The organism is Variovorax sp. WDL1 (assembly GCF_001541225.1).
In the GTDB taxonomy this organism is placed as follows: domain Bacteria; phylum Pseudomonadota; class Gammaproteobacteria; order Burkholderiales; family Burkholderiaceae_C; genus Variovorax.
In genome coordinates, this window is sequence record NZ_LMTS01000248.1 from 1 (window position 1) to 19,626 (window position 19,626).

Genomic DNA, 19,626 nt, shown 5'->3' on the forward strand with positions numbered 1-19,626 from the left:
AAAGAAAGTGACTCGCCCGCCGGGGCGAACTCCCGGCTCCTGCCTTAGCGCAACAGCAACGTACCAACTCATCAGCAACGCACCAACAACCAGCAAAACACCAACCCAACAGCAACGTACGAAATCAAGCGACCCAGTGCCAACAAGCCCGCCCATGCCCGACCCACAAATCACCTTCGCCTACCTCGACGAGCGCACCAAGCGCATGATCCGCCGCGCCATCCTCAAGGCAGTGGCGATCCCCGGCTACCAGGTGCCCTTCGGCTCGCGCGAAATGCCCCTGCCCTACGGCTGGGGCACTGGCGGCATCCAGGTCACGGCCTCCGTGATCGGTCCGCGAGACGTGCTCAAGGTCATCGACCAGGGTTCGGACGACACCGTCAACGCGGTCAACATCCGCCGCTTCTTCGAGCGCACCACCGGCGTTGCGACCACCACCCGCACGCAGGAAGCCACGCTCATCCAGACCCGCCACCGCATCCCCGAGACGCCGCTGGCCGAGGGCCAGGTGCTGGTCTACCAGGTGCCGGTGCCCGAGCCCATGCAGCGCCTGGAACCGCGCGAGACCGTCACGCGCACCCTGCACGGCCTGGCCGAGTACGGGCTGATGCACGTCAAGCTCTACGAGGACATCGCGCGCTACGGCCACATCGCGACCACCTACGACTATCCGGTGCTGGTGAACGATCGCTACGTGATGTCGCCTTCCCCCATCCCCAAGTTCGACAACCCCAAGATGCACATGAATCCCGCGCTGCAGCTCTTCGGCGCCGGCCGCGAGAAGCGCATCTACGCCGTGCCGCCCTACACGCCGGTCGAGAGCCTGGGCTTCGAGGACCATCCCTTCGAGGTGCAGCGCTGGGATGCGGCGTGCGCGCTGTGCGGCGCGACCGACAGCTTCCTCGACGAGCTGATCACCGACGACAACGGCACGCGCATGCACGTGTGCTCGGACTCGGACTATTGCCAGTCGCGGCAGCAGGCGCAGCCTGGGCCGCCTGAGCCGATGCCTGCCGATCACGCGACGGAGGCTGCATGAGCGCGGTCATGGCGGCTCCCCAGCCGCTGCTGCGCGTGCGCGGCATCGGCAAGCGCTACGGCGACCGTGTCGCGCTGCAGGATGCGAGCTTCGATCTCTGGCCCGGCGAGGTGCTGGCCATCGTGGGCGAGTCGGGGTCCGGCAAGTCCACCCTGCTCAACGCGGTGGCGGCGCGCGACAAGCCGGATGCCGGCAGCGTGCAGTTCCACACGCGTGCCGGCGGCCTGCGCGAAGTCTTCGCGATGAGCGAGGCCGAGCAGCGCCTGCTGGCGCGCACCGACTGGGGCTTCGTCCACCAGAACGCGGCCGAGGGCCTGCGCATGGACGTCTCGGCCGGCGCCAACGTCGGCGAGCGGCTGATGGGCCTGGGCGAGCGGCACTACGGGCGGCTGCGCGCCGCTGCCACGGAATGGCTGGCGCGCGTGGAGATCGACCCGGCGCGCATCGACGACGCGCCGCGCACCTTCTCCGGCGGCATGCGCCAGCGCCTGCAGATCGCGCGCAACCTGGTCACGCGCCCGCGCCTGGTCTTCATGGACGAGCCGACCTCGGGGCTCGACGTGTCCGTGCAGGCCCGCCTGCTCGACCTGATGCGCCAGCTCACGCGCCAGATGCAACTCGCCGCCATCGTGGTCACGCACGACCTCGCGGTGGCCCGGCTGCTGGCGCACCGCATGATGGTGATGCAGCGCGGACGCGTGGTCGAGGCCGGCCTCACCGACCAGGTGCTCGACGACCCGCAGCATCCCTACACCCAGCTTCTCGTCTCCTCTGTCCTGCAACCATGAACCGCCGACCTCTGCTCCAGCTCCAGGGGGTGGCCAAGCGCTTCACCCTCCATCACCAGAACCAGCTTTCGCTGCCGGTCTTCGACGGCGTCGAGCTCAGCGTCTCGCCTGGCGAGTGCGTGGTGCTCGACGGCGCCTCGGGCCTGGGCAAGAGCACGCTGCTCAAGCTCATCTTTGCCAACTACAGCGCCACTGCCGGCCGCATCCTCGTGCAGCCGCGCGAGGGCGAGGCGGTGGACGTGACCGCAGCTACGCCGCGCGAGCTGGTGCGCCTGCGCCGCGACACCATCGGCTACGTGAGCCAGTTCCTGCGCGTGATCCCGCGGGTGCCCGCGCTCGACGTGGTGGCCGAGCCGCTGGCGGAGGACGCCGGCGACAATGCCGAGGGCATCGAGGCCGCGCGTGCCGAGGCGCGCAGGTGGCTCGAGCGCCTGCGCATCCCCGAACGGCTGTGGCACCTGCCACCCGCCACCTTCTCCGGCGGCGAGCAGCAACGCATCAACATCGCACGCAACATGATCAAGCCCAAGCCCCTGCTGCTGCTGGACGAGCCCACCGCCTCGCTCGACGCGGCCAATACCCGCACCGTGATCGAGCTCATCCGCGAAGCCACCGCGCGCGGCGCGGCGCTGGTCGGCATCTTCCACGACGCCGAGGTGGGCGCCGCGGTGGCGACGCGGAGGGTGAATGTTGCGGACTTCAGGAGCGTGGCATGAGACGCCGGGCCGCTCCCAAGTCGAACAGCACCGCAGCCCGCAGGGCGGAGGTTGCCTTATGAGCGGGAACCTCGTCTTCGCGAACGCGCGCATGGTCCTGTCCGACGAGGTGGTGCGCGGCAGCCTGTCGGTGGCGGACGGTCGCATCGAAGCGCTGCACAACGGCCACACCGGAGTGGCCACCGTCGACCTCGAAGGCGACTACCTGCTCCCCGGCCTGGTCGAGGTGCACACCGACAACTTCGAGCGCCACCTGATGCCGCGCCCGAAGGTGCAGTGGGCCGAGCTGCCGGCGCTGCTGGCACACGATGCCGAGGTGGCGGCCGCCGGCATCACCACTGTCTTCGACGCGCTGGGTGTCGGCGAGGCCGACACCGAGAGCCTGCGCGGCAGCACCTGGACCAGGACCGTGGCCACGCTCGACAACTGCAGCGAGAAAGACCTGCTGCGCGCCGACCACCACCTGCACGTGCGCTGCGAGCTGCCCGCGCCCAACACCATCGAGCTCTTCGAGCCCTTCCATGGCCACCCGCGGGTCTCGCTGATCTCGCTGATGGACCACACGCCGGGCCAGCGCCAGTGGGAGAACATCGAGGTCGCACGCGTCTACTACACGGGCAAGAAGGGCTGGAGCGCCGAGAAGTTCGAGCGCCAGGTCGCGCACGCCGCCACGCTGCAGGCCCGGTTCGCCGAGCCGCACCGCCGCCACTTCGTGGACTACTGCCGCACGCACGGCATCGCGCTGGCGAGCCATGACGACACCACCGTGGCGCATGTCGAGCAGGCGCATGCCGAGGGCGCGAGCATGTCGGAATTCCCGACCACGATGGCTGCTGCTGCGGCTGCGCGAGAACGCGGGCTATCGACCGTGATGGGCGGGCCGAACGTGGTGCGCGGCGGCTCGCATTCCGGCAATGTCTCGGCGGCCGAACTGGCGCGCCACGGACTGCTGGACATCCTCTCTTCCGACTACGTGCCCGGCAGCCTCCTCGGTGCAGTGATGCGCCTGGTGGCTGACGACATCCTCACGCTGCCCCAGGCGGTCGCCATGGTCACGCGGGCACCGGCCAAGGCCACGGGCCTCACCGACCGCGGCGCCGTCGAGCCGGGACTGCGCGCCGACCTGGTGCACGTGCGCATGACCGAGCTGCCCGACGGGTCGCGCCATGCGGTGGTGCGTGGCGTGTGGCGCGAGGGGCGGCGGGTCCTGTAGTGCGTCCGTGCCGATGAAGTCGAGCGTTCGCGTGGGCGGAGTCCTCACTCGACGGGTGCGTCGCCGTCCTTGCGAATCGATTCGCGGTCGCGGTGCCTGTCCTGGCGGCCCAGGGCGCTGTCCAGCGCGCGCTTGAGCTTCTCGGTCGCGCCGCGGAAGGCCTCGTCGATGCTCGGCGCGTGCTGGGTCACGGCCAGCGGCGGGCGCCCCGCGACGCGGGCTTCCATCGCGCAGCGCTTGTCCGCCGCGCCGCCCTTGTCATGGTTCTCGTCGCTCAGGTGCACCTCCACCGCAGTCACGTCGGCAGAGAAGCGGTCCAGCGACTGCCTGATCTCCTCGTCGGCCCAGCGTTCGAGCGTGTCCTTGTTCTCGACGCCGTTGCTGGTGTTTACTTGTATCTGCATGTCAGGGACCTTTCGATTCTTGGAACGTGAGTCAATGCACCTCAGATTGTCCGCCCGGACAGGCTCCCTGCGTAGGCGGCTGGAGCATGCATCCGCAGGAGATTGATGCCGATGAGCTCCTGCTATGCGCCATCGAAGAAGCCGGTGCCGGTCGTGCGAAGCTCATCGCCCTTGCGCGCGACGAAGAGTGCATCGAGCCCGCGCCGCCGTGCGTGGCAGCGCCCGGCCTCTGCACCGAGGACCATCAGGGCTGTTGCGTAGGCGTCGGCATCGGCACAGGTCGGCGCAATGACCGTGACCGAGGCGACGTCTCCCCGCAGAGGCGCACCGGTGCGGGGGTCCATCGTGTGCGAGATGCGCGTGCCACCGATCTCGACCCAGTGCCGATAGTCGCCAGAGGTCGCAATGGCGGCGTCGCCGAGCTCGATCACGCCCATCGCCGCGCGGCGATCGTCCTCGGGCGCCTCGAGTGCGATAGCCCACGGTGAACCATCGGGCTTGCAGCCGCGGGCGCGCATTTCGCCATCGATGCCCACGAGCCACGAGGCAACGCCATGCCGGTCGAGCACGCGAGCGAGTTCGTCCACGCCGAAGCCCTTCGCGATGCCGCACAGGTCCAGGACGACGCGCGCATGCTTGCGCACCCGGCGCCCCGGCACGTCGATCTCCAGCAGTTCGTCGACAGGTCGACACTTGCGGGGATCGGCCGATGCGCCTCTCGGGCCGTGCCCTCCCGCCGGGCCGAAGCCCCACGTGTCGACGAGCTCGCCGACGCCAATGTTGAATGCATTGCAGGTCTCGCGCCCGATCTCGATCGCCCGCACCAGCACGGACGCCAGGTTCGCCGAGACGGGAACCCAGGTGTCCGGCGCCGCGCGATTGAGCCGCGACAGGTCGGAACCGGGCTTCCAGTTGGACATCTGCATGTCCACGGCGGTGACCGCCGACTCCAGGTCGGCCACGATCGCCGGCACCTGGGCGTGCTGGGACACGACGAATCGCGCGGTGTAGCGGGTGCCCATCGTCGCGCCGCTCGTGCGGCAGTCCTTCAATCGCTCATCGCGCAGCCATTCAATAGACGTCTTCGGCATAGCGCCCCTGTGTCCTCAGCTGTGCGACCGACAGGCCGGAGCCCTCCAGGATGCGTTCCCAGGCGTTCATCACGCCATCGGCCATCTGGCGGCCGCCGCACACCATGACCTGCGCGCCCTGCACGATCAACTCGCGCAGCCGCTGGGCATCCGCGAGCAGCCGGTCCTGCACATAGGCGCGGTTGGCGGCGCGCGAGAAGGCGGTCGTCAGCGTGCGCAACCGTCGATCGCCGACGAGGCCGTTCAGTTCGTCGCGATAGAGAAAGCCGTCTTCGGCGCCGCGCGCGCCAAAGTACAGGTGCATCGGGCGCCGCGCGCTGTTGTGGCGGATGAAGCCGATCAGCGGACCGATGCCGGTCCCCGCGCCGATGAGGATCACTGGAGCCGAGCTGGCTGCGAGGCGGAAGCTCTCATGCGGGCGGATGAAGGCCTGGATGGTTGCGCCCGGCGACAGGCCTGTGAGGTAGCTGGAGCACAGGCCGCCGACCTGGCGGCGCACGCAGATCTCGACCACGCCGTCCGAAGCCGCACTGACCAGGGAGTAGTAGCGGGGTGAAGCGCCGCCCGGCGGCACCACGCCGAGCAGGTCGCCGGTCTCGAACTTCGGCAGCCGTGGCGAGCGGCGCCAGCTGCGCCGCCGTCGCGCGGGCACCGCTGGTGGCGCGAAGCGCAGGACCGCGGTCAGGGTCTGCGGATCGGCGCCGTAGTCGGTTCGCGAGACGAGTTCGAGCGCTGTCGTACGCGGCAGCAGCGGCTCGTACCGGATGTCGAGCGTCGCACCGAGCGTGTCGCCGAGCCATTTGCACCATTGTCGGAACTCCGGCTCCGACTGCCGGTCCACCATGCCCGGTTCTCCCAACGCTTCGAACCCGCGGGCGGCGAGCGCATCGTGGACCTGCCGCGCATAACCGCAGAAGCGCGGGAACTGCCGATCGCCGAAGCCGAGCACGGCGAACGAGACGCCGGCCCCCGCGGGCATGCGGGCAAGTCTGGGCAGAAACTGGCGCGCGCTCTCCGGCGCCTCGCCGTCGCCGTAGGTCGCGGTGAGGACGAGCACGCGGCGGACATCGTGGAGGTGAGCCTCGATGTCATTCATCGGCGCCGCATGCACCCGCAGCTTCGCCCGCGTCAGCGCGGCGTGCAGCGACGCGGCGAATCCCCAGGTCGTGTGGGTCTCGCTGCCGACCAGCAACAAGGTGTCGGCGTCGCGCCTCGGCACGTTGTCTGGCACGCGAGGCAGGCTTTGGCGGCGACGAAGCCAGAGCAGGAACCCGGTCGCGGCGAGCAGCGGTACCGCCAGCGACGAGGCGCCAACCACCAGCCCGAGCCACCACAGTCCTTCCCCGGTGTGCAGCATACGCACGGTCGCGTGCAGGCGCTGCCAGGCGTCAGGCGCCCGGTAGGCGAGCCAGGTGCCGGTGGAAGGATCAACGACGCCCGCACCGTCCGCAGTCTCGAGTTCGATGACGTCATTCGGATCGTCCGGGCTCGCCAGCTTCAGCTGCGCGAGCCGGGACACGTCCACCGATCGCAGCGCCTCCATTTGCGCGAGCGCCATCCGGGCCGGTCCGCTCGGGCGCAGGTCGAAGGAAGGGTCCGCTCCCCCGCCCTCGGGGATGAAGCCGAATGTGGCAAGCGACATGAGAAGACCCGTCGTTGCCGACAAGGCGAGTCCGGCGAGCGCAGGGCGCGCGCTCTCGTTGTGAAGCCGTTGCGGCGTGTTGCCGCGTACCGGGCCCAGCAGCTGCCTCCACCCCCCCATTCGACGCGCGAGCAGCGTCAGGCCGGAGAGCACGATGAACAGCATGCAGGCGGCTGCCACACCCGTGGCGACACGACCGGGGTCGTCGAGCAGGAGCTTGCGGTGCAGGTTCTTCAGCCAGCGCTGTGTGGCCGAGGGCCGATAGTCGGCAACCGCCTCCCCGCTCCCAGGGTCGATGACCGACGCATGTTGCTCGCTGCCGGCCATGTGGTAGGCCACGATCGTGCCGGAAGGCTGGCGCACCAGCGTCTCGACGCCGGGCAGGCGCGTGCTCACGCGATGGGCGAGCGCAGCCACATCGACGCCGCTCGTGTCGGCCGCACGCGCCCGCTCCAAGGCCGGGAACACCGAGAGCGCCGATCCCGTCAGGGCGACGAGCACGAGCAGCAGCGATGCGATCAATGCCGGGATCGAATGGAGCGTCCGCAGCATCGGGCACCCGGTCAAAGGGTGTAGCGGAACGACCTGACGTAGCCGCGTCCAGCGGCCGGCTTGCCTGCGCCCGCCTTGGTGAGCGGGACCACGACTTCGGAGGGGTTCTCCTTCATCTTCTCGACCGCGGTGTCGACGTGGATCTCGTAGCCGGCGTCGAGCAGCGTGTCGGCCACATCGACAGTCACGCGCAAGGTCTTGCCCGCGCCGACGCTCGCCCCGCTGATGCCGTCCACCTTCGCCTTGCCGCCCGTCGCGCGGTACCAGTCCCCCAGGTGACGCCAGTACTTCGCCTTGGTCCCTGCGACCCACAGCGTGCTCTGGTAGCGGCCGTTGCGGTCGGTGACATAGATGGCGACGTAGGCGCCATCGCCACCGTAGTCGGACAGCTGGGTCTCGATCGCGACCTGGCGCGCCGAGGCGATCGATGGTGCGGCAATGGCGCTCGCGACCGCTGCAGCGGTCCATGCATGCTTCATTCGTGCTCTCCCGGCTTCGTTGAAATCCTGTCGTGCTTGCGTTCGCGTTCGCGATGCTCGTGCTTCATGCGGACGACCTCGAGCGTTGCCGGGTCGAGCTTGGCCTTGAAGCGGCGGTCCTCGGCATCACGGCCCTTGATCTCGTAGCAGCCGTCGTCGATCTTGAGCTTGTCGATGTGCCAGCCCTTGCGTTCGGCCAGTGCACGCACGGCACCGCGCGGCTGCCAGGTCTCGGGCGGTGCATCGCAATCGTCGCCGGCCCACGCCGGCTGCCCGGCGAGCACGAGGATCGCAAGCGCGATGCTTCGGGTCGCAGGCAGCAGCATCAGGTCGTGAATCCAAGGTTGATGGTCAACCCTGAGAATGCAGCCTGAGCGACAGGAAGGCCTTGCGCTGGATCAAGCGTCCTTCAGTTTGCATCAGGATTGCGGGAATGTTCCTGGAGCGCGACTTGAACTTCGTCGGCACAGCCGGCCTCCTGCGAGCCGCCGCCGCACGCCACAATGGCGGCTCGCAGGAGGAGAACAGCTTGCTTTACTGGTCGCTCTGGGGCGTCGCCTCCGCTGCCCTCATCGCGTTGCTCGTGTCCGTGATCTGGTCGATCCGGCGTCGCCGCGACGTCGTCCTGCGGGTGCGCAGCACGGCCGGCATCGAGCAGTCGCTGCCCTCCCTCGCCGGGCTCGCGCTGGGAGGCGTGGTGCACGGAAACTCGGTGGAACTGCTGGAGAACGGGAGGTACTTCGACGTGCTGCTCGAGCGCATCGGGGCGGCGCGGTACTCGGTGCATTTCGAGACTTTCCTCTGGAAGGACGGCACCATCGGCAGCCGGTTGGCCGAGGCGCTTTCGCAGCGGGCGCGCGCCGGCGTGCGGGTGCGGGTGCTGCTCGATGCCAATGGCGCGAAGAGCGTGGCCCCCCAGACCCTCGTCCAGATGCGCGAGGCCGGCTGCAGCGTGCTGATGTTCCACGACAATTCGTGGCGCAACATCGGATTGTTCAATGATCGCGACCACCGCAAGCTGGTCGTCATCGACGGCCGCGAGGCCCTGCTGGGCGGCCATTGCATCGTCGACACGTGGCTCGGCGATGCCGAGGACCACCGGCACAACGCCGACATCAGCGTACGCGTGCAAGGCCCGATCGTGACCCTCCTGCAAGGGGTCTTCAGCGAGAACTGGATCGGCGAGGGCAGTGAGCTGTTCGGTGGTGAAGAATTCTTTCCCCGCCTGGCCGATGCGGGAGCGCTCGCCATGCATGTCGCCTATCTGAAGCCCGAAGGTTCGCCCTCGGCGGTCAAGATCCTGCACCACACGGCGATCTGCCTGGCCCGCCAGCGCATCTGGATCCAGAACCCCTATTTCATACCGCAGCCTGCCGCCATCGACGCCTTGGGCGAGGCCGTGCAGCGCGGTGTCGACGTCCGTGTCCTCATGCCGTCGACCAGCGGCTCCGACAACCCCATGGTGCAGCACGCCGGGCATCGCAACTTCGAGAAGCTGCTGCGCTGCGGCGTGCGGCTGTTCGAGTATCCGCATACCTTGCTGCACCAGAAGGTGATGACAGTGGATGGCATCTGGAGCGCCGTGGGCTCCAGCAATTTCGACGACCGTTCGTTCGAGTCCAACGACGAACTCACGCTCGGCATACTGGATGCGGGCTTTGCGGGCCAGCTCGACGCCATCTTCGAGCGGTATGTGGCGCGGGCGGAAGAAGTGGAGCTGGAGGCCTGGCGGCGGCGAGGGGCATGGCACAAGCTGAAGGACAACGCGGCCTACCTGTTCCACGAGCTGTTGTGAGCTTGGGTGGCCCATGGGGCCCCGCTGGCCGCGTGCAGGCGGCCTATCCGGGCAAGGCGATCTCCACCCACACGGGCGCGTGGTCGCTGGCGCCGGGACGGCCGCGCACCTCGCGGTCGACATTGGCAGCCTTGAGCAACGGCGCGAGTTCGCCATTGAGCAGCAGGTGATCGATGCGCAGGCCGGCATTGCGCGGCCAGCGATTGCGCCAGTAGTCCCAATAGGTGTAGATCGCCTCGCGCGGATGCAGGGCGCGGACCGCGTCGGTCCACCCCTGGTCGAGCAGCCGCGCGAACGCGGCGCGGCTCTCGGGCTGCAGCAGTGCATCCTTGCGCCACGATTCCGGGTTGTAGATGTCGGCATCGGTGGGCACGACGTTGAAGTCGCCCGCCAGCACCACGGGGAGACCGCAGTCGAAGAGCTTGCGCGCGTGGGTGCAGAGCCGCCCGAACCATTCCAGCTTGTAGTCGAACTTGGGCCCGGGCCATGGATTGCCGTTGGGCAGGTAGAGGCAGCCGATGATCACGCCGTCGACCACGGCTTCGATGTACCGGCTCTGGTCGTCCTGGCTGTTGCCGTCGAGGCCGCGTCCGGTCTCGATCGGCTCCTTGCCGCGCGCCAGGATGGCCACGCCGTTCCACGAGCGCTGGCCGTGGAAGACGGCGCCGTAGCCGGCCTCGCGCAGCGCGGCAGCCGGAAAGGTCTGGTCGGGGGACTTCAGTTCCTGCAGGCACGCTACGTCGGGCCTGGACTCGTCGAGCCATTCGAGCAGCCGAGGCAGCCGGCTGTTGATCCCGTTGACGTTGAAGCTGGCAATCTTCATGGCGAGTGCGATCCGGGGGAAAAGGATGTCGCGATCATGGCCGGAGTTCCTGCACGAAGCACGTAGGCGTGGTGATCCATTGCGACGATGAATTCCGGAAGCGCACCGCGTCCGCCGGTACTGCCAATGCTCGCCAAGGCGGCCGGGAGCCTGCCGCAGGGCGACGAGTTCCTGTTCGAGCCGAAGTGGGACGGCTTCCGCGCGATCGTCTTTCGCATCGATGGCGAGGTGCTGGTCCAGAGCCGCGAGGGCAAGCCGCTCGACCGCTACTTCCCCGACCTGCACGCTGCCTTTGCGGCAGCGCTGCCGGAGGGCTGCGTGCTCGACGGCGAGATCGTCGTCGCCACGCCGCGCGGGCTCGACTTCGATGCGCTCCAGCAACGCGTGCATCCCGCCGCGTCGCGGGTGGCGCGCCTGGCAGCCGAGACGCCGGCTTCGTTCGTCGCCTTCGATCTGCTGGCGTTGGATGGCCAGGACCTGATGTCCAGGCCGCAAGGGGAACGGCGGCTTCTGCTCGAGGCGCTGCTGGCGGATTCCGCGCCCCACATCCGGCTCACGCCCATGACCACCGACCACGCCCTGGCGCTCCAGTGGTTGCAGCATTTCGAGGGTGCGGGGCTCGACGGGGTGATCGCCAAGTGGGCGGACCAGCCTTATCTTCCCGGCAAGCGCGCCATGCTGAAGGTCAAGCACCAGCGGACCGCGGACTGCGTGGTGGCGGGCTTCCGGTGGCACAAGAGCGGGCCCGGTGTCGTGGGCTCGCTGCTCCTGGGCCTCTACGACGATCACGATGTGCTGCAGCACGTGGGCGTGACCTCGTCCTTCGACACGGGAACGCGCAGAAAGCTGGCCGCCGAGCTGGAGCCGCTGCGCGAGCATGAATTGTCGCGGCATCCCTGGTCCGGATGGGCCGGCTCGGCGGCCGGCGGCGGGTCGCCGCAGCGAATGCCCGGTGCGCGAAGCCGCTGGAGCGGCGGCAAGGATCTCTCGTGGGAGCCCTTGCGCATCGAGCGCGTCTGCGAAGTCCGCTACGACCACCTGCAGGGCGACCGCTTTCGGCATGCGGCCTTGTTCCTGCGGTGGCGGTGGGACAAGTCACCCGCCGCCTGCCGCTACGACCAGCTTGAAGTCACGCCGCCCTACGAACTGGCCCGCGTGTTCTCGGCCGGTCGTTGACACGCACCCGTCGCGAAAGCGTCAAGCGCACGTCACACGGCGTGCCCAGACTTCGGTTGTCTAGACGACTTCGAAGCCGACGATGGAAACAGCCCTGCGCATCCGCCAGCTCAACAAGCATTTCGCCAGTGGCAGGCATGCCCTGCGCAACATCGACCTCGACGTTCGGCGCGGTGAGATGGTGGCGCTGATCGGCGCCTCCGGCTCCGGCAAGTCCACGCTGCTGCGGCACGTGGCGGGCCTGGTGGCGGCCGACGGCGATACCGATTCGCTGATCGAGATCGACGGACGCCGCGTGCAGCAGCGCGGGCGGGTCGACCGCGACATCCGCCGGGTGCGCGCGCAGATCGGCTTCGTGTTCCAGCAGTTCAACCTGGTGGCACGCTTGCCGGTGCTGGTCAACGTGCTGGTGGGCTCGCTGCACCGCATGCCCTGGTGGCGCAGCTGGACGCGCGCCTTCACCTGCGAGGAGCGCACGCTGGCGCTCGAGGCGCTGGCCCGCGTGGGCATCGCCGACTGCCAGGCGCAGCGCGCCTCCACCCTCTCCGGCGGGCAGCAGCAGCGCGCCGCCATCGCGCGCACGCTGGTGCAGGGCGCGAAGGTGGTGCTGGCCGACGAGCCCATCGCCTCGCTGGACCCGGAGTCCTCGCGCAAGGTAATGGAGATCCTGGCGCGCATCAACCGCGAGGACCGCTGCACGGTGATCGTCTCGCTGCACCAGGTCGACATCGCGATGAAGTACTGCCCGCGCGTGGTCGCGCTCAAGCAGGGCGAGATCGTCTACGACGGGCCCTCGTCGGCCCTCACCGCGCCGCTGCTGCGCGAGCTCTATGGCGTGCAGGCGGACGAGCTGCTGGCCGCGCCCTCGGGCGAGGCCCAGGTGCACGTGCTGCCGCAGCCCGTGCGGGTGCCGCTCGCGGCGGTGGCCTGATTCCTCTCTCGCTTCTTCCATTTTTCTCTCTCTCAAACCTGGAGTGACTCCATGATCAAGAAACTGTGTGCGGCCCTGGCGCTGGGCCTGGGCATGACGGCCGCGCTCGCGCAGGACATTGCCTTCGGCATCATCTCCACCGAGGCGACGCAGAACCTCAAGCAGGACTGGCAGCCGCTGATCGACGACATGAGCCGCCAGACCGGCCTCGAGGTCACCGCCTTCTTCGCGCCCGACTACGCCGGCATCATCGAAGGCATGCGCTTCAACAAGGTGCAGCTCGGCTGGTTCGGCAACAAGTCGGCGATGGAGGCGGTGGACCGCGCGAGCGGAGAGGTGTTCGCGCAGATGGTGAATGCCGACGGCACCCAGGGCTACTACTCGCACCTGATCGTGCACAAGGACAGCCCGCTCAACACGCTGGACGACGTGCTCAGGAACGGCAAGTCGCTGAGCTTCGGCAACGGCGACCCGAACTCCACCTCCGGCTTCCTGGTGCCCGGCTACTACGCCTTCGCGCAGAACAAGGTGGACGCCAAGTCGCTGTTCAAGGTGATCCGCAGCGCCAACCACGAGACCAACGCGCTGGCGGTGGCCAACAAGCAGGTGGACGTGGCGACCAACAACAGCGAGAACATGGAGAAGATCAAGGAGCGCGCGCCCGAGAAGTTCAAGGAGATCAAGATCATCTGGACCTCGCCGCTGATCCCGCTCGACCCCCTGGTCATGCGCAAGGACCTGCCCGAGGCGACCAAGACGAAGCTGAGGAACTTCTTCTACAACTACGCCAAGACCGACGCACGCGAGAAGGAGGTCGTCATGAAGATCTCCAAGCTCTCGGGCTTCAAGGCGTCGAGCGACAAGCAGCTGGTCCCGATCCGCCAGCTCGACCTGTTCGGCCAGCGCAACAAGATCGAGTCCGACAGCGCGCTCGCCGATACGGACAAGAAGACGCGCCTGGCGGACATCGACAAGAAGCTGGCAACACTGAACTGACCGCGGCGCAGGCTGCAGGCGGCGCTCGCTTGGCCTGCATCCGCGCACTCATGCACTCATGCACCCGACGGTCTTGACCTCCCATCCGCCGCTGCCGGTCGCCGCGCTCCCGAAGCGCAACCTCGCCTGGCACTTCTCATGGGCCCTGCTGCTGTTGCTGCTGGCCGCCTCCTGGAAGGGCGCCGACATGCGTCCCCTGGAGCTGCTGCGCGACTCCGGCAACATGGCCACCTACGCGGCCGAGTTCTTCCCGCCGGACTTCACCGACTGGCGCATGTACGCGCAGGAGATGGTGATCACGCTGCAGATCGCGCTGTGGGGCACGGCGCTGGCGGTGATCTCGGCGGTGCCGATGGCGCTGCTGGCCTCGGCCAACATCGTGCCCTGGTGGATCTACCAGCCGATGCGCCGCCTGATGGACGCCTGCCGCGCCATCAACGAGATGGTGTTCGCCATGCTCTTCGTGGTGGCGGTGGGCCTCGGCCCCTTCGCCGGCGTGCTGGCGCTGTGGATCCACACCACCGGCGTGCTGGCCAAGCTCTTCGCCGAGGCGGTGGAGGCGATCGATCCGCAGCCGGTGGAAGGCATCCGCTCCACCGGCGCGAGCGCGCTGCACGAGATCGTCTACGGCGTGATCCCGCAGGTGATGCCGCTGTGGATCTCCTTCGCGCTCTATCGCTTCGAGTCCAACGTGCGCTCCGCCTCGGTGGTCGGCATGGTGGGCGCGGGCGGCATCGGCGTGGTTCTGTGGGAGATCATCCGCGGCTTCAAGTACGACCAGACCTGCGCCGTGATGATCATCATCGTGGTCAGCGTGAGCCTGCTCGACCTGGTGTCCGCGCGCATCCGGAAAGTGCTGGTCTGAGGAAGCGATGGTCGCCCTGAGCCTGGAAGAGATCGCTCGCCTGCCGGACGCCTGGGCCAGCGCTCACAAGGGAGCGAAGCCGTGAGCCGCGCCTTCGCCTTTGCAGGATCGGGCAAGTTCGCGGCACGATCCGGCATGCGGCGCAAGCACTCCGAGGCGGATACTGTCTCGCCTCAGTAGAAGGAGCTCTTCAATGCGATTCAGGAAACTCGGCCGCACCGGCCTATTCGTTTCGGAACTGTGCCTCGGCACCATGACCTTCGGCGGCGAGAGCGGGATATGGAGCCAGATCGGCGACCTGCAGCAGGGCGACGTCGATGCGCTGGTTGGCCGCGCCCTCGATGCCGGCATCAACTTCATCGACACTGCCAACGTGTACGCCGACGGCCGCTCGGAGATCATGACCGGCCAGGCGCTCAGGAATCTCCAGGTCCCGCGCGAGAACGTGGTGGTCGCAACCAAGGTGCTGGGCGAGACCGGCACCAAGGGCCCCAACTCGCGGGGCCTCTCGCGCTATCACATCCTCGAGAGCGTGCAGGCCAGCCTGAAGCGGCTGCAGCTGGACCACATCGACCTCTACCAGGTGCACGGCTTCGATCCGGCGACGCCGATGGAGGAGACGCTGCGTGCCCTCGACACCCTGGTGCAGCAGGGCCTCGTGCGCTACGTGGGCGTGTCGAACTGGGCGGCCTGGCAGATCGCGAAGGCGCAGGGCATCTCCGAGCGCCTGGGCCTGGCGCGCTTCGAGTCGCTGCAGGCCTACTACACCATCGCCGGCCGCGACCTGGAGCGCGAGCTGGTGCCGATGCTGCTGAGCGAGCAGGTCGGCCTGATGGTCTGGAGCCCGCTCGCGGGCGGCCTGCTCAGCGGCAAATATGGCCGCGACACCCAGGCCAACCAGGCCGAACAGGGCAGCCGCCGCACCACCTTCGACTTCCCGCCGGTGCAGCTCGACCGCGCCTGGGACACCATCGACGCGATGCGCACGATCGGCGAGGCGAAGCAGGTCTCGGTCGCCCAGGTCGCGCTGGCCTGGCTGCTGCACCAGCCGGTCGTCACCAGCGTGATCATCGGCGCGAAGCGCGTGGACCAGCTGGACGACAACATCGCGGCGACCGCGGTGAAGCTGAGCGGCGAGGAGCTGGCGCAGCTGGACAAGGTGAGCGCGCTGCCGGCGGAGTATCCGGGGTGGATGTTGGAACGGCAGGGTGGGGCGAGGCGGCAGCAGCTGGCGCAGTGAGCGTCGAGCATTGCCGCCAACAAGCCCGAACTGCTCGAGTAGACACTCGTCGCCCCGACCTCACTCCGCCCGCACGCCGTTGCGCAGTACGCCGATCGCGTCGACTTCCACCTCCACGACATCCCCCGCCTTCATCCACACCGGCGGCGTGCGCTTGGCGCCGACGCCGCCGGGCGTGCCGGTCACGATCACGTCGCCGGGCGCGAGCGGGGTGAAGGCCGAGATGTGCGCGATCTGGCGCGGGATGCTGTGGATCAGCTTGTCGGTGGTGGTGCGCTGCATTTCCTGGCCGTTGAGGCGGGTGACCAGCGTCATCACCTGGTCGTCGGCGATCTCGTCGCGCGTGACGAGCCAGGGGCCGAAGCCGCCGGTGCGAAAGAAGTTCTTGCCGGCGGTCCATTGCGGCGTGGCGCTCTGCCAGTCGCGCAGGGTCGCGTCGTTGTAGCAGGCATAGCCGGCGATGTGCTGCCAAGCCTCGCCCTCGGGGATGCGGCGGCCACCGCGGCCGATCACGATCGCGATCTCGCCCTCGTAGTCGAGCTTGCTCGATTCGGGCGGCAGCACGATGTCCTCGCCGTGCGCAAGCTGCGACTCGGCCACGCGCAGGAAGAGCGTCGGCTGCTCGGTGACGGTGCGGCCCGTCTCGCGCACGTGCTCGCCGTAGTTGAGGCCCACGCAGACGATCTTGCCGGGGTTGGGGATCACGGGCAGCCGTTGCACGTCGGTCAGCGGCAGCGATTCCTTCGCCCGGGCAGCGGCCTGCGCGGCCTCGGCCAGCAGGTCGGCCGCGATCAGGGACTTGAGGTCCGCGGCACGCGAGCCGAACACGGCACGCAGGTCGATGACGCGGTCGCCCTGCACGGCGCCGTAGCTGTCCTGGTCCTGGTAGCGGTAGCTGATGAGTTTCATGATGGTGAAGTGGAATCCGGAGAAGAAAAAAAGAACAAGAGCGGGAAGGAGGAGCTCAGGCCAGCCGCGCAGCGATGCGCCCGGCGCCTTCGCTCACCAGCTGGACCAGCTTGCGCGTGTCGACGATCGCCAGCCGCGAGGTCTCCAGCACCAGCGACAGCGCACCCCAGGCGCTGCCGTCGCTCTTGAGGATCGGCGCGGCCACCGCCGCCAGCTGCGGTTCGAGCTCGCCCCTCGAGAGGTAGTGGCCGGCCCGGCGGATCGCCGCGTAGTACTTGCGGAATTCGCTCCACTCGCCAGGCAGGCCGCAGCGCATCGCCTCCTCGCGCCGCGCATCGAAGACCTTGCGCAGCTGGGTCGGCGTGAAGGTGGCGAGCAGCACCTTGGGCGCGCCGCCCTGGAACAGCGGCCGGGGGCGGCCGCGCCCGTAGGCCAGGGTGGCGGGGGTGCTGCCCATCTCGCGATGGGTGTCGAGCACCTGCGTGCCGAAAAGGCCGGAGGTCACGCAGTCGAAGCCGGTCTGCTGCACCAGCTCGCGCATGATCGGTATGCCCTCGCGCAGCACCGGGTCGGCACGGCGGATGTAGTGGTCCAGCAGGATGATGCGCGGGCCCAGCGTGTAGTGCGAGTTCTCCACCCGCTGCAGCAGGCCGGCCTCCAGCAGCGTGCGAACGTAGCGGTAGCCGGTGGGCAGCGAGACTTCGAGCGCTGCCGCGATGTCCTCCGCGGTCAGCGAGAGGCGCTGGTCGTCGAAGAGGTCGAGCACGCCGAGCATGCGTTCGAGGCTGGAGTTGGATTTTTCTTCGCTCACGCGGGGTCCTTGCAGTCGGTCTTGCAGTCATGGCGCGACCGGGAGCAGTTGTGTGAGGTCATCCAACTCGCCGGCGGTGCGCGCGACCCCGACGATATATCGGTCGGGGCGCAGCACGACCGCATCGGCGTCATGCGCATCCAGCCATTGCGCGAGGCAGGGATCGGGCCGGTCGATGACGACCGCGCCGGCTCGCTGCCAGCGCTCGGCGCTCGCGCGCGAGACGCCCGCGATCGAGCCGTTGCGCCCGATCACCGCCATGCGCCGGCCCAGCAGGTCGTCGAGCAGGCGGCCATCGGCCAGCCTTGGCTGCGGGAAGGGGCGGCCCGCCGGCGCGCCTTGCTGCGCATCGAACGCGCCGGTGCCCAGTTCCTGCGGCGGCAGCTCGAAGACCTCGGGCTCGCCGGCGTGGAACTTCGCATCGCGCGCGGCCGCGGCCTCCACATCGGTGGTCTGGATGATGTTGCCCAGCCGCACCGCCAGCTCGATCAGCGCGCGCACGTGCGGCGCCCGCTCGCTCTCGTAGCTGTCGAGCAGCGCAGCCGGCGCGCGTCCGCGCAGCACCGCCTCCAGCTTCCACGCGAGGTTGGCCGCATCGCGGATGCCGGCGCACATGCCCTGGCCGAGGAAAGGCGGCGTCTGGTGGCAGGCGTCGCCGGCCAGCAGCAGCCGGCCGCGGCGCCAGCCTTCGGCGATGACCGAGTGGAAGGTGTAGATCGCGGCGCGCTCGAGCGTCGCATCGGCCGGCGTGATCCAGCGGCCGACCAGGCCCCACAGCGTCTCGGGCGCGAGGAGCGCCTCGCGATCGTCCCCGGGCAGCACCATGATCTCCCAGCGCCGGCGTGCGCCGGTCACGTTGCAGTAGGTCATGGGCCGGGCGGGGTCGCAGTGCTGGACCGTGTGGTCGGGCAGGTCCACGTCGTTGCGGAGCATCACGTCGAACACCAGCCAGGGCTGGCGCAGGCCCAGGTCGTGCATGGGGCTGCCCATGTGCGCGCGCACCGGCGAACGGGCGCCGTCGGCGCCGACGACATAGCGGGCCTTGAAGTCGAGCGTGCCGCCCTCCTCGAGGGCGCGCACCGAGAACGTCGCGGCCTCGGCGTCCTCCTTGATGCCGACGAGCTCATGGCGCAGCAGCACCGACACGTTGTCGAAGCGATCCAGCCCCCGGCGCAGCAGCGCCTCCAGCTCGGGCTGGTGAAAGTAGTAGTTGTTGGCGCAGCCGTGCGGCCCCAGTGCCGCGGTGCCGCCGCGGATCAGCAGGGTCTCGCCGGCTGCGTTGACGAAATGCATGCCCTGCGTGCCCGGCCGCGAGATCGCCAGCACCTCGTCGCGCAGGCCGATGCTCTGGAACACGCGCATCACTTCGCCGTCGAAGTGGATCGCGCGCGGCAGTGGGTAGATGGCGGCTTCCTTCTCGACCACCAGCACCGACAGGCCCGCGCTGCCGAGCAGGTTGGCCAGCGTGGCGCCGGTGGGGCCGAGGCCGACGATCGCGACGTCGAAGAGGGTGGAGTCATTCACGCTGGTCTTGCTCCATCTGCCGTGCGACCCGGGCCTGCCATTCGGCGCGGCTCATGAACTTCGGCAAGCGCTTCGCGATGGCCTCGGCGCGCGCGAGGATCTGCTCGTCCGATTCGGCCAGGTCGATGGGCTGGCGCAGCGGCTGCTCGCAGTACCACGGCGTGTCGACGAAGAGCTCGAGACGGTTGCCTTCGGGGTCGCGGCAGTAGATGGAGATCGCGTTGCCGTGCGTCACCGGCTGCACGTCCTGCGCGCCATGCGCGACCAGGCGGGCATGAAAGCGCCGCAGCGTCGCGATGTCGGGCACGCGGAACGAGATCTGGTTGATCGGGTTGAAGGGCAGCTCGGCAGGCCGGCCCGTCGCCAGCACGATCTGGTGGTGCTCGGCCGGGTCGCGGCTCAGGAACACGAGCTGCACCGGCCCGAGGTCGCCGGCGTCGGTCTGGGTGAAGCGCAGGGCCTCCTTGTAGAAGCGCGCCATGCCGGGCAGGTCGTGCACGTGGAAGCCGATATGGCTGAACTGCAGGGACAGGGTCGGGGATGCAGCGTCCGGGTGTTGACTCATGTCTGGTATCTCAAAACGATAGCGGTGCGTGTATTGTTAAACGAAAACTCGTGAAAACAAAATCCGA

Annotated in this window: 20 protein-coding genes; 10 read left to right on the forward strand and 10 right to left on the reverse strand. The window is 68.7% G+C overall.

All coding sequences use genetic code 11. The annotated features are described in order from the left end of the window. Positions 1 to 154: 154 nt before the first annotated feature. Genes APY03_RS30830 through APY03_RS30845 form a run of 4 tightly spaced genes read left to right on the forward strand, consistent with a single transcriptional unit; the run spans position 155 to position 3,756 of the window. Positions 155 to 1,039, forward strand: a complete 885-nt coding sequence (locus tag APY03_RS30830) for an alpha-D-ribose 1-methylphosphonate 5-phosphate C-P-lyase PhnJ (protein ID WP_068683118.1) — start codon at positions 155 to 157, stop codon at positions 1,037 to 1,039. Next, positions 1,036 to 1,827: a phosphonate C-P lyase system protein PhnK gene (gene phnK / locus APY03_RS30835; protein WP_443082856.1), complete on the forward strand. Its 792-nt coding sequence runs from the start codon at positions 1,036 to 1,038 to the stop codon at positions 1,825 to 1,827. The genes APY03_RS30830 and phnK overlap by 4 nt, the downstream gene beginning before the upstream one ends. Next, positions 1,824 to 2,543, forward strand: coding sequence for a phosphonate C-P lyase system protein PhnL (phnL, locus tag APY03_RS30840; protein ID WP_068683120.1), 720 nt, complete (start codon positions 1,824 to 1,826; stop codon positions 2,541 to 2,543). The genes phnK and phnL overlap by 4 nt, the downstream gene beginning before the upstream one ends. Before the next feature lie 58 nt (positions 2,544 to 2,601). Then, a complete protein-coding gene (locus APY03_RS30845) occupies positions 2,602 to 3,756 on the forward strand; it encodes an alpha-D-ribose 1-methylphosphonate 5-triphosphate diphosphatase (protein WP_068683122.1) in 1,155 nt (384 codons plus the stop codon). Positions 3,757 to 3,800: 44 nt separating this feature from the next. Here the strand turns inward: APY03_RS30845 and APY03_RS30850 are convergent, their stop codons facing one another. The 5 genes from APY03_RS30850 to APY03_RS30870 form a co-directional block, all read right to left on the reverse strand. Beyond that, positions 3,801 to 4,160: an HPF/RaiA family ribosome-associated protein gene (locus tag APY03_RS30850; protein ID WP_068683124.1), complete on the reverse strand. Its 360-nt coding sequence runs from the start codon at positions 4,158 to 4,160 to the stop codon at positions 3,801 to 3,803. 122 nt (positions 4,161 to 4,282) lie between these two features. Further along, on the reverse strand, positions 4,283 to 5,251 hold the full coding sequence (locus tag APY03_RS30855; protein ID WP_068683126.1) for an FAD:protein FMN transferase: 969 nt from the start codon (positions 5,249 to 5,251) through the stop codon (positions 4,283 to 4,285). After that, the gene (locus APY03_RS30860) at positions 5,232 to 7,445 is read right to left on the reverse strand and encodes a PepSY domain-containing protein (RefSeq protein WP_068683128.1); all 2,214 of its coding nucleotides are present in this window, start codon (positions 7,443 to 7,445) and stop codon (positions 5,232 to 5,234) included. The genes APY03_RS30855 and APY03_RS30860 overlap by 20 nt, the downstream gene beginning before the upstream one ends. Before the next feature lie 11 nt (positions 7,446 to 7,456). After that, positions 7,457 to 7,924 carry a DUF2271 domain-containing protein gene (locus APY03_RS30865; RefSeq protein WP_068683129.1) on the reverse strand — a complete coding sequence of 156 codons (468 nt, stop codon included), beginning with the start codon at positions 7,922 to 7,924 and terminating at the stop codon, positions 7,457 to 7,459. Next, a complete protein-coding gene (locus tag APY03_RS30870) occupies positions 7,921 to 8,250 on the reverse strand; it encodes a PepSY domain-containing protein (RefSeq protein ID WP_083944668.1) in 330 nt (109 codons plus the stop codon). The genes APY03_RS30865 and APY03_RS30870 overlap by 4 nt, the downstream gene beginning before the upstream one ends. A gap of 107 nt (positions 8,251 to 8,357) precedes the next feature. On the opposite strand from APY03_RS30870, the gene APY03_RS30875 reads away from it, so the two are divergent. Beyond that, positions 8,358 to 9,719 (forward strand): phospholipase D-like domain-containing protein, encoded by a 1,362-nt coding sequence (locus APY03_RS30875; protein ID WP_068683131.1) that lies wholly within the window; start codon positions 8,358 to 8,360, stop codon positions 9,717 to 9,719. Positions 9,720 to 9,762: 43 nt separating this feature from the next. On the opposite strand, the gene APY03_RS30880 is transcribed toward APY03_RS30875, so the two are convergent. After that, entirely contained in the window at positions 9,763 to 10,542 is a 780-nt protein-coding gene (locus APY03_RS30880; RefSeq protein ID WP_068683134.1) for an exodeoxyribonuclease III, read from the reverse strand. 87 nt (positions 10,543 to 10,629) lie between these two features. On the opposite strand from APY03_RS30880, the gene APY03_RS30885 reads away from it, so the two are divergent. The 5 genes from APY03_RS30885 to APY03_RS30905 all read left to right on the forward strand — a co-directional run bounded on the left by APY03_RS30885 (position 10,630) and on the right by APY03_RS30905 (position 15,750). Beyond that, positions 10,630 to 11,718, forward strand: a complete 1,089-nt coding sequence (locus APY03_RS30885) for an ATP-dependent DNA ligase (protein ID WP_068683136.1) — start codon at positions 10,630 to 10,632, stop codon at positions 11,716 to 11,718. Between the two features lie 82 nt (positions 11,719 to 11,800). Then, positions 11,801 to 12,649: a phosphonate ABC transporter ATP-binding protein gene (phnC, locus tag APY03_RS30890; RefSeq protein ID WP_068683138.1), complete on the forward strand. Its 849-nt coding sequence runs from the start codon at positions 11,801 to 11,803 to the stop codon at positions 12,647 to 12,649. A gap of 51 nt (positions 12,650 to 12,700) precedes the next feature. After that, entirely contained in the window at positions 12,701 to 13,645 is a 945-nt protein-coding gene (gene phnD / locus APY03_RS30895; RefSeq protein ID WP_068683140.1) for a phosphonate ABC transporter substrate-binding protein, read from the forward strand. Positions 13,646 to 13,703: 58 nt separating this feature from the next. Continuing rightward, positions 13,704 to 14,510, forward strand: a complete 807-nt coding sequence (phnE, locus tag APY03_RS30900) for a phosphonate ABC transporter, permease protein PhnE (RefSeq protein WP_068683142.1) — start codon at positions 13,704 to 13,706, stop codon at positions 14,508 to 14,510. 193 nt (positions 14,511 to 14,703) lie between these two features. After that, a complete protein-coding gene (locus APY03_RS30905) occupies positions 14,704 to 15,750 on the forward strand; it encodes an aldo/keto reductase (RefSeq protein ID WP_068683144.1) in 1,047 nt (348 codons plus the stop codon). 60 nt (positions 15,751 to 15,810) lie between these two features. Here APY03_RS30905 and APY03_RS30910 read toward each other — a convergent pair whose 3' ends face one another. From APY03_RS30910 to APY03_RS30925, 4 genes are read right to left on the reverse strand one after another with little or no spacing between them, the layout of a single operon-like run. Beyond that, complete coding sequence (locus APY03_RS30910; protein WP_068683146.1) at positions 15,811 to 16,659, reverse strand: fumarylacetoacetate hydrolase family protein; 849 nt, start codon at positions 16,657 to 16,659, stop codon at positions 15,811 to 15,813. Positions 16,660 to 16,714: 55 nt separating this feature from the next. Continuing rightward, a complete protein-coding gene (locus APY03_RS30915) occupies positions 16,715 to 17,470 on the reverse strand; it encodes an IclR family transcriptional regulator (RefSeq protein ID WP_232081182.1) in 756 nt (251 codons plus the stop codon). A 27-nt stretch (positions 17,471 to 17,497) separates the two neighbouring features. Continuing rightward, complete coding sequence (gene mhpA / locus APY03_RS30920; RefSeq protein WP_068683148.1) at positions 17,498 to 18,994, reverse strand: bifunctional 3-(3-hydroxy-phenyl)propionate/3-hydroxycinnamic acid hydroxylase MhpA; 1,497 nt, start codon at positions 18,992 to 18,994, stop codon at positions 17,498 to 17,500. After that, positions 18,987 to 19,559 (reverse strand): VOC family protein, encoded by a 573-nt coding sequence (locus APY03_RS30925; protein ID WP_068683150.1) that lies wholly within the window; start codon positions 19,557 to 19,559, stop codon positions 18,987 to 18,989. The genes mhpA and APY03_RS30925 overlap by 8 nt, the downstream gene beginning before the upstream one ends. Between the last annotated feature and the right edge of the window lie 67 nt (positions 19,560 to 19,626).

Bases quoted from the DNA above. Each gene is read 5' to 3' on its own strand.
- APY03_RS30830 (WP_068683118.1), top strand. From the start codon at position 155: ATGCCCGACCCACAAATCACCTTCGCCTACCTCGACGAGCGCACCAAG.
- phnK (WP_443082856.1), top strand. From the start codon at position 1,036: ATGAGCGCGGTCATGGCGGCTCCCCAGCCGCTGCTGCGCGTGCGCGGC.
- phnL (WP_068683120.1), top strand. From the start codon at position 1,824: ATGAACCGCCGACCTCTGCTCCAGCTCCAGGGGGTGGCCAAGCGCTTC.
- APY03_RS30845 (WP_068683122.1), top strand. From the start codon at position 2,602: ATGAGCGGGAACCTCGTCTTCGCGAACGCGCGCATGGTCCTGTCCGAC.
- APY03_RS30850 (WP_068683124.1), bottom strand. From the start codon at position 4,160: ATGCAGATACAAGTAAACACCAGCAACGGCGTCGAGAACAAGGACACG.
- APY03_RS30855 (WP_068683126.1), bottom strand. From the start codon at position 5,251: ATGCCGAAGACGTCTATTGAATGGCTGCGCGATGAGCGATTGAAGGAC.
- APY03_RS30860 (WP_068683128.1), bottom strand. From the start codon at position 7,445: ATGCTGCGGACGCTCCATTCGATCCCGGCATTGATCGCATCGCTGCTG.
- APY03_RS30865 (WP_068683129.1), bottom strand. From the start codon at position 7,924: ATGAAGCATGCATGGACCGCTGCAGCGGTCGCGAGCGCCATTGCCGCA.
- APY03_RS30870 (WP_083944668.1), bottom strand. From the start codon at position 8,250: ATGCTGCTGCCTGCGACCCGAAGCATCGCGCTTGCGATCCTCGTGCTC.
- APY03_RS30875 (WP_068683131.1), top strand. From the start codon at position 8,358: ATGTTCCTGGAGCGCGACTTGAACTTCGTCGGCACAGCCGGCCTCCTG.
- APY03_RS30880 (WP_068683134.1), bottom strand. From the start codon at position 10,542: ATGAAGATTGCCAGCTTCAACGTCAACGGGATCAACAGCCGGCTGCCT.
- APY03_RS30885 (WP_068683136.1), top strand. From the start codon at position 10,630: ATGAATTCCGGAAGCGCACCGCGTCCGCCGGTACTGCCAATGCTCGCC.
- phnC (WP_068683138.1), top strand. From the start codon at position 11,801: ATGGAAACAGCCCTGCGCATCCGCCAGCTCAACAAGCATTTCGCCAGT.
- phnD (WP_068683140.1), top strand. From the start codon at position 12,701: ATGATCAAGAAACTGTGTGCGGCCCTGGCGCTGGGCCTGGGCATGACG.
- phnE (WP_068683142.1), top strand. From the start codon at position 13,704: ATGCACCCGACGGTCTTGACCTCCCATCCGCCGCTGCCGGTCGCCGCG.
- APY03_RS30905 (WP_068683144.1), top strand. From the start codon at position 14,704: ATGCGATTCAGGAAACTCGGCCGCACCGGCCTATTCGTTTCGGAACTG.
- APY03_RS30910 (WP_068683146.1), bottom strand. From the start codon at position 16,659: ATGAAACTCATCAGCTACCGCTACCAGGACCAGGACAGCTACGGCGCC.
- APY03_RS30925 (WP_068683150.1), bottom strand. From the start codon at position 19,559: ATGAGTCAACACCCGGACGCTGCATCCCCGACCCTGTCCCTGCAGTTC.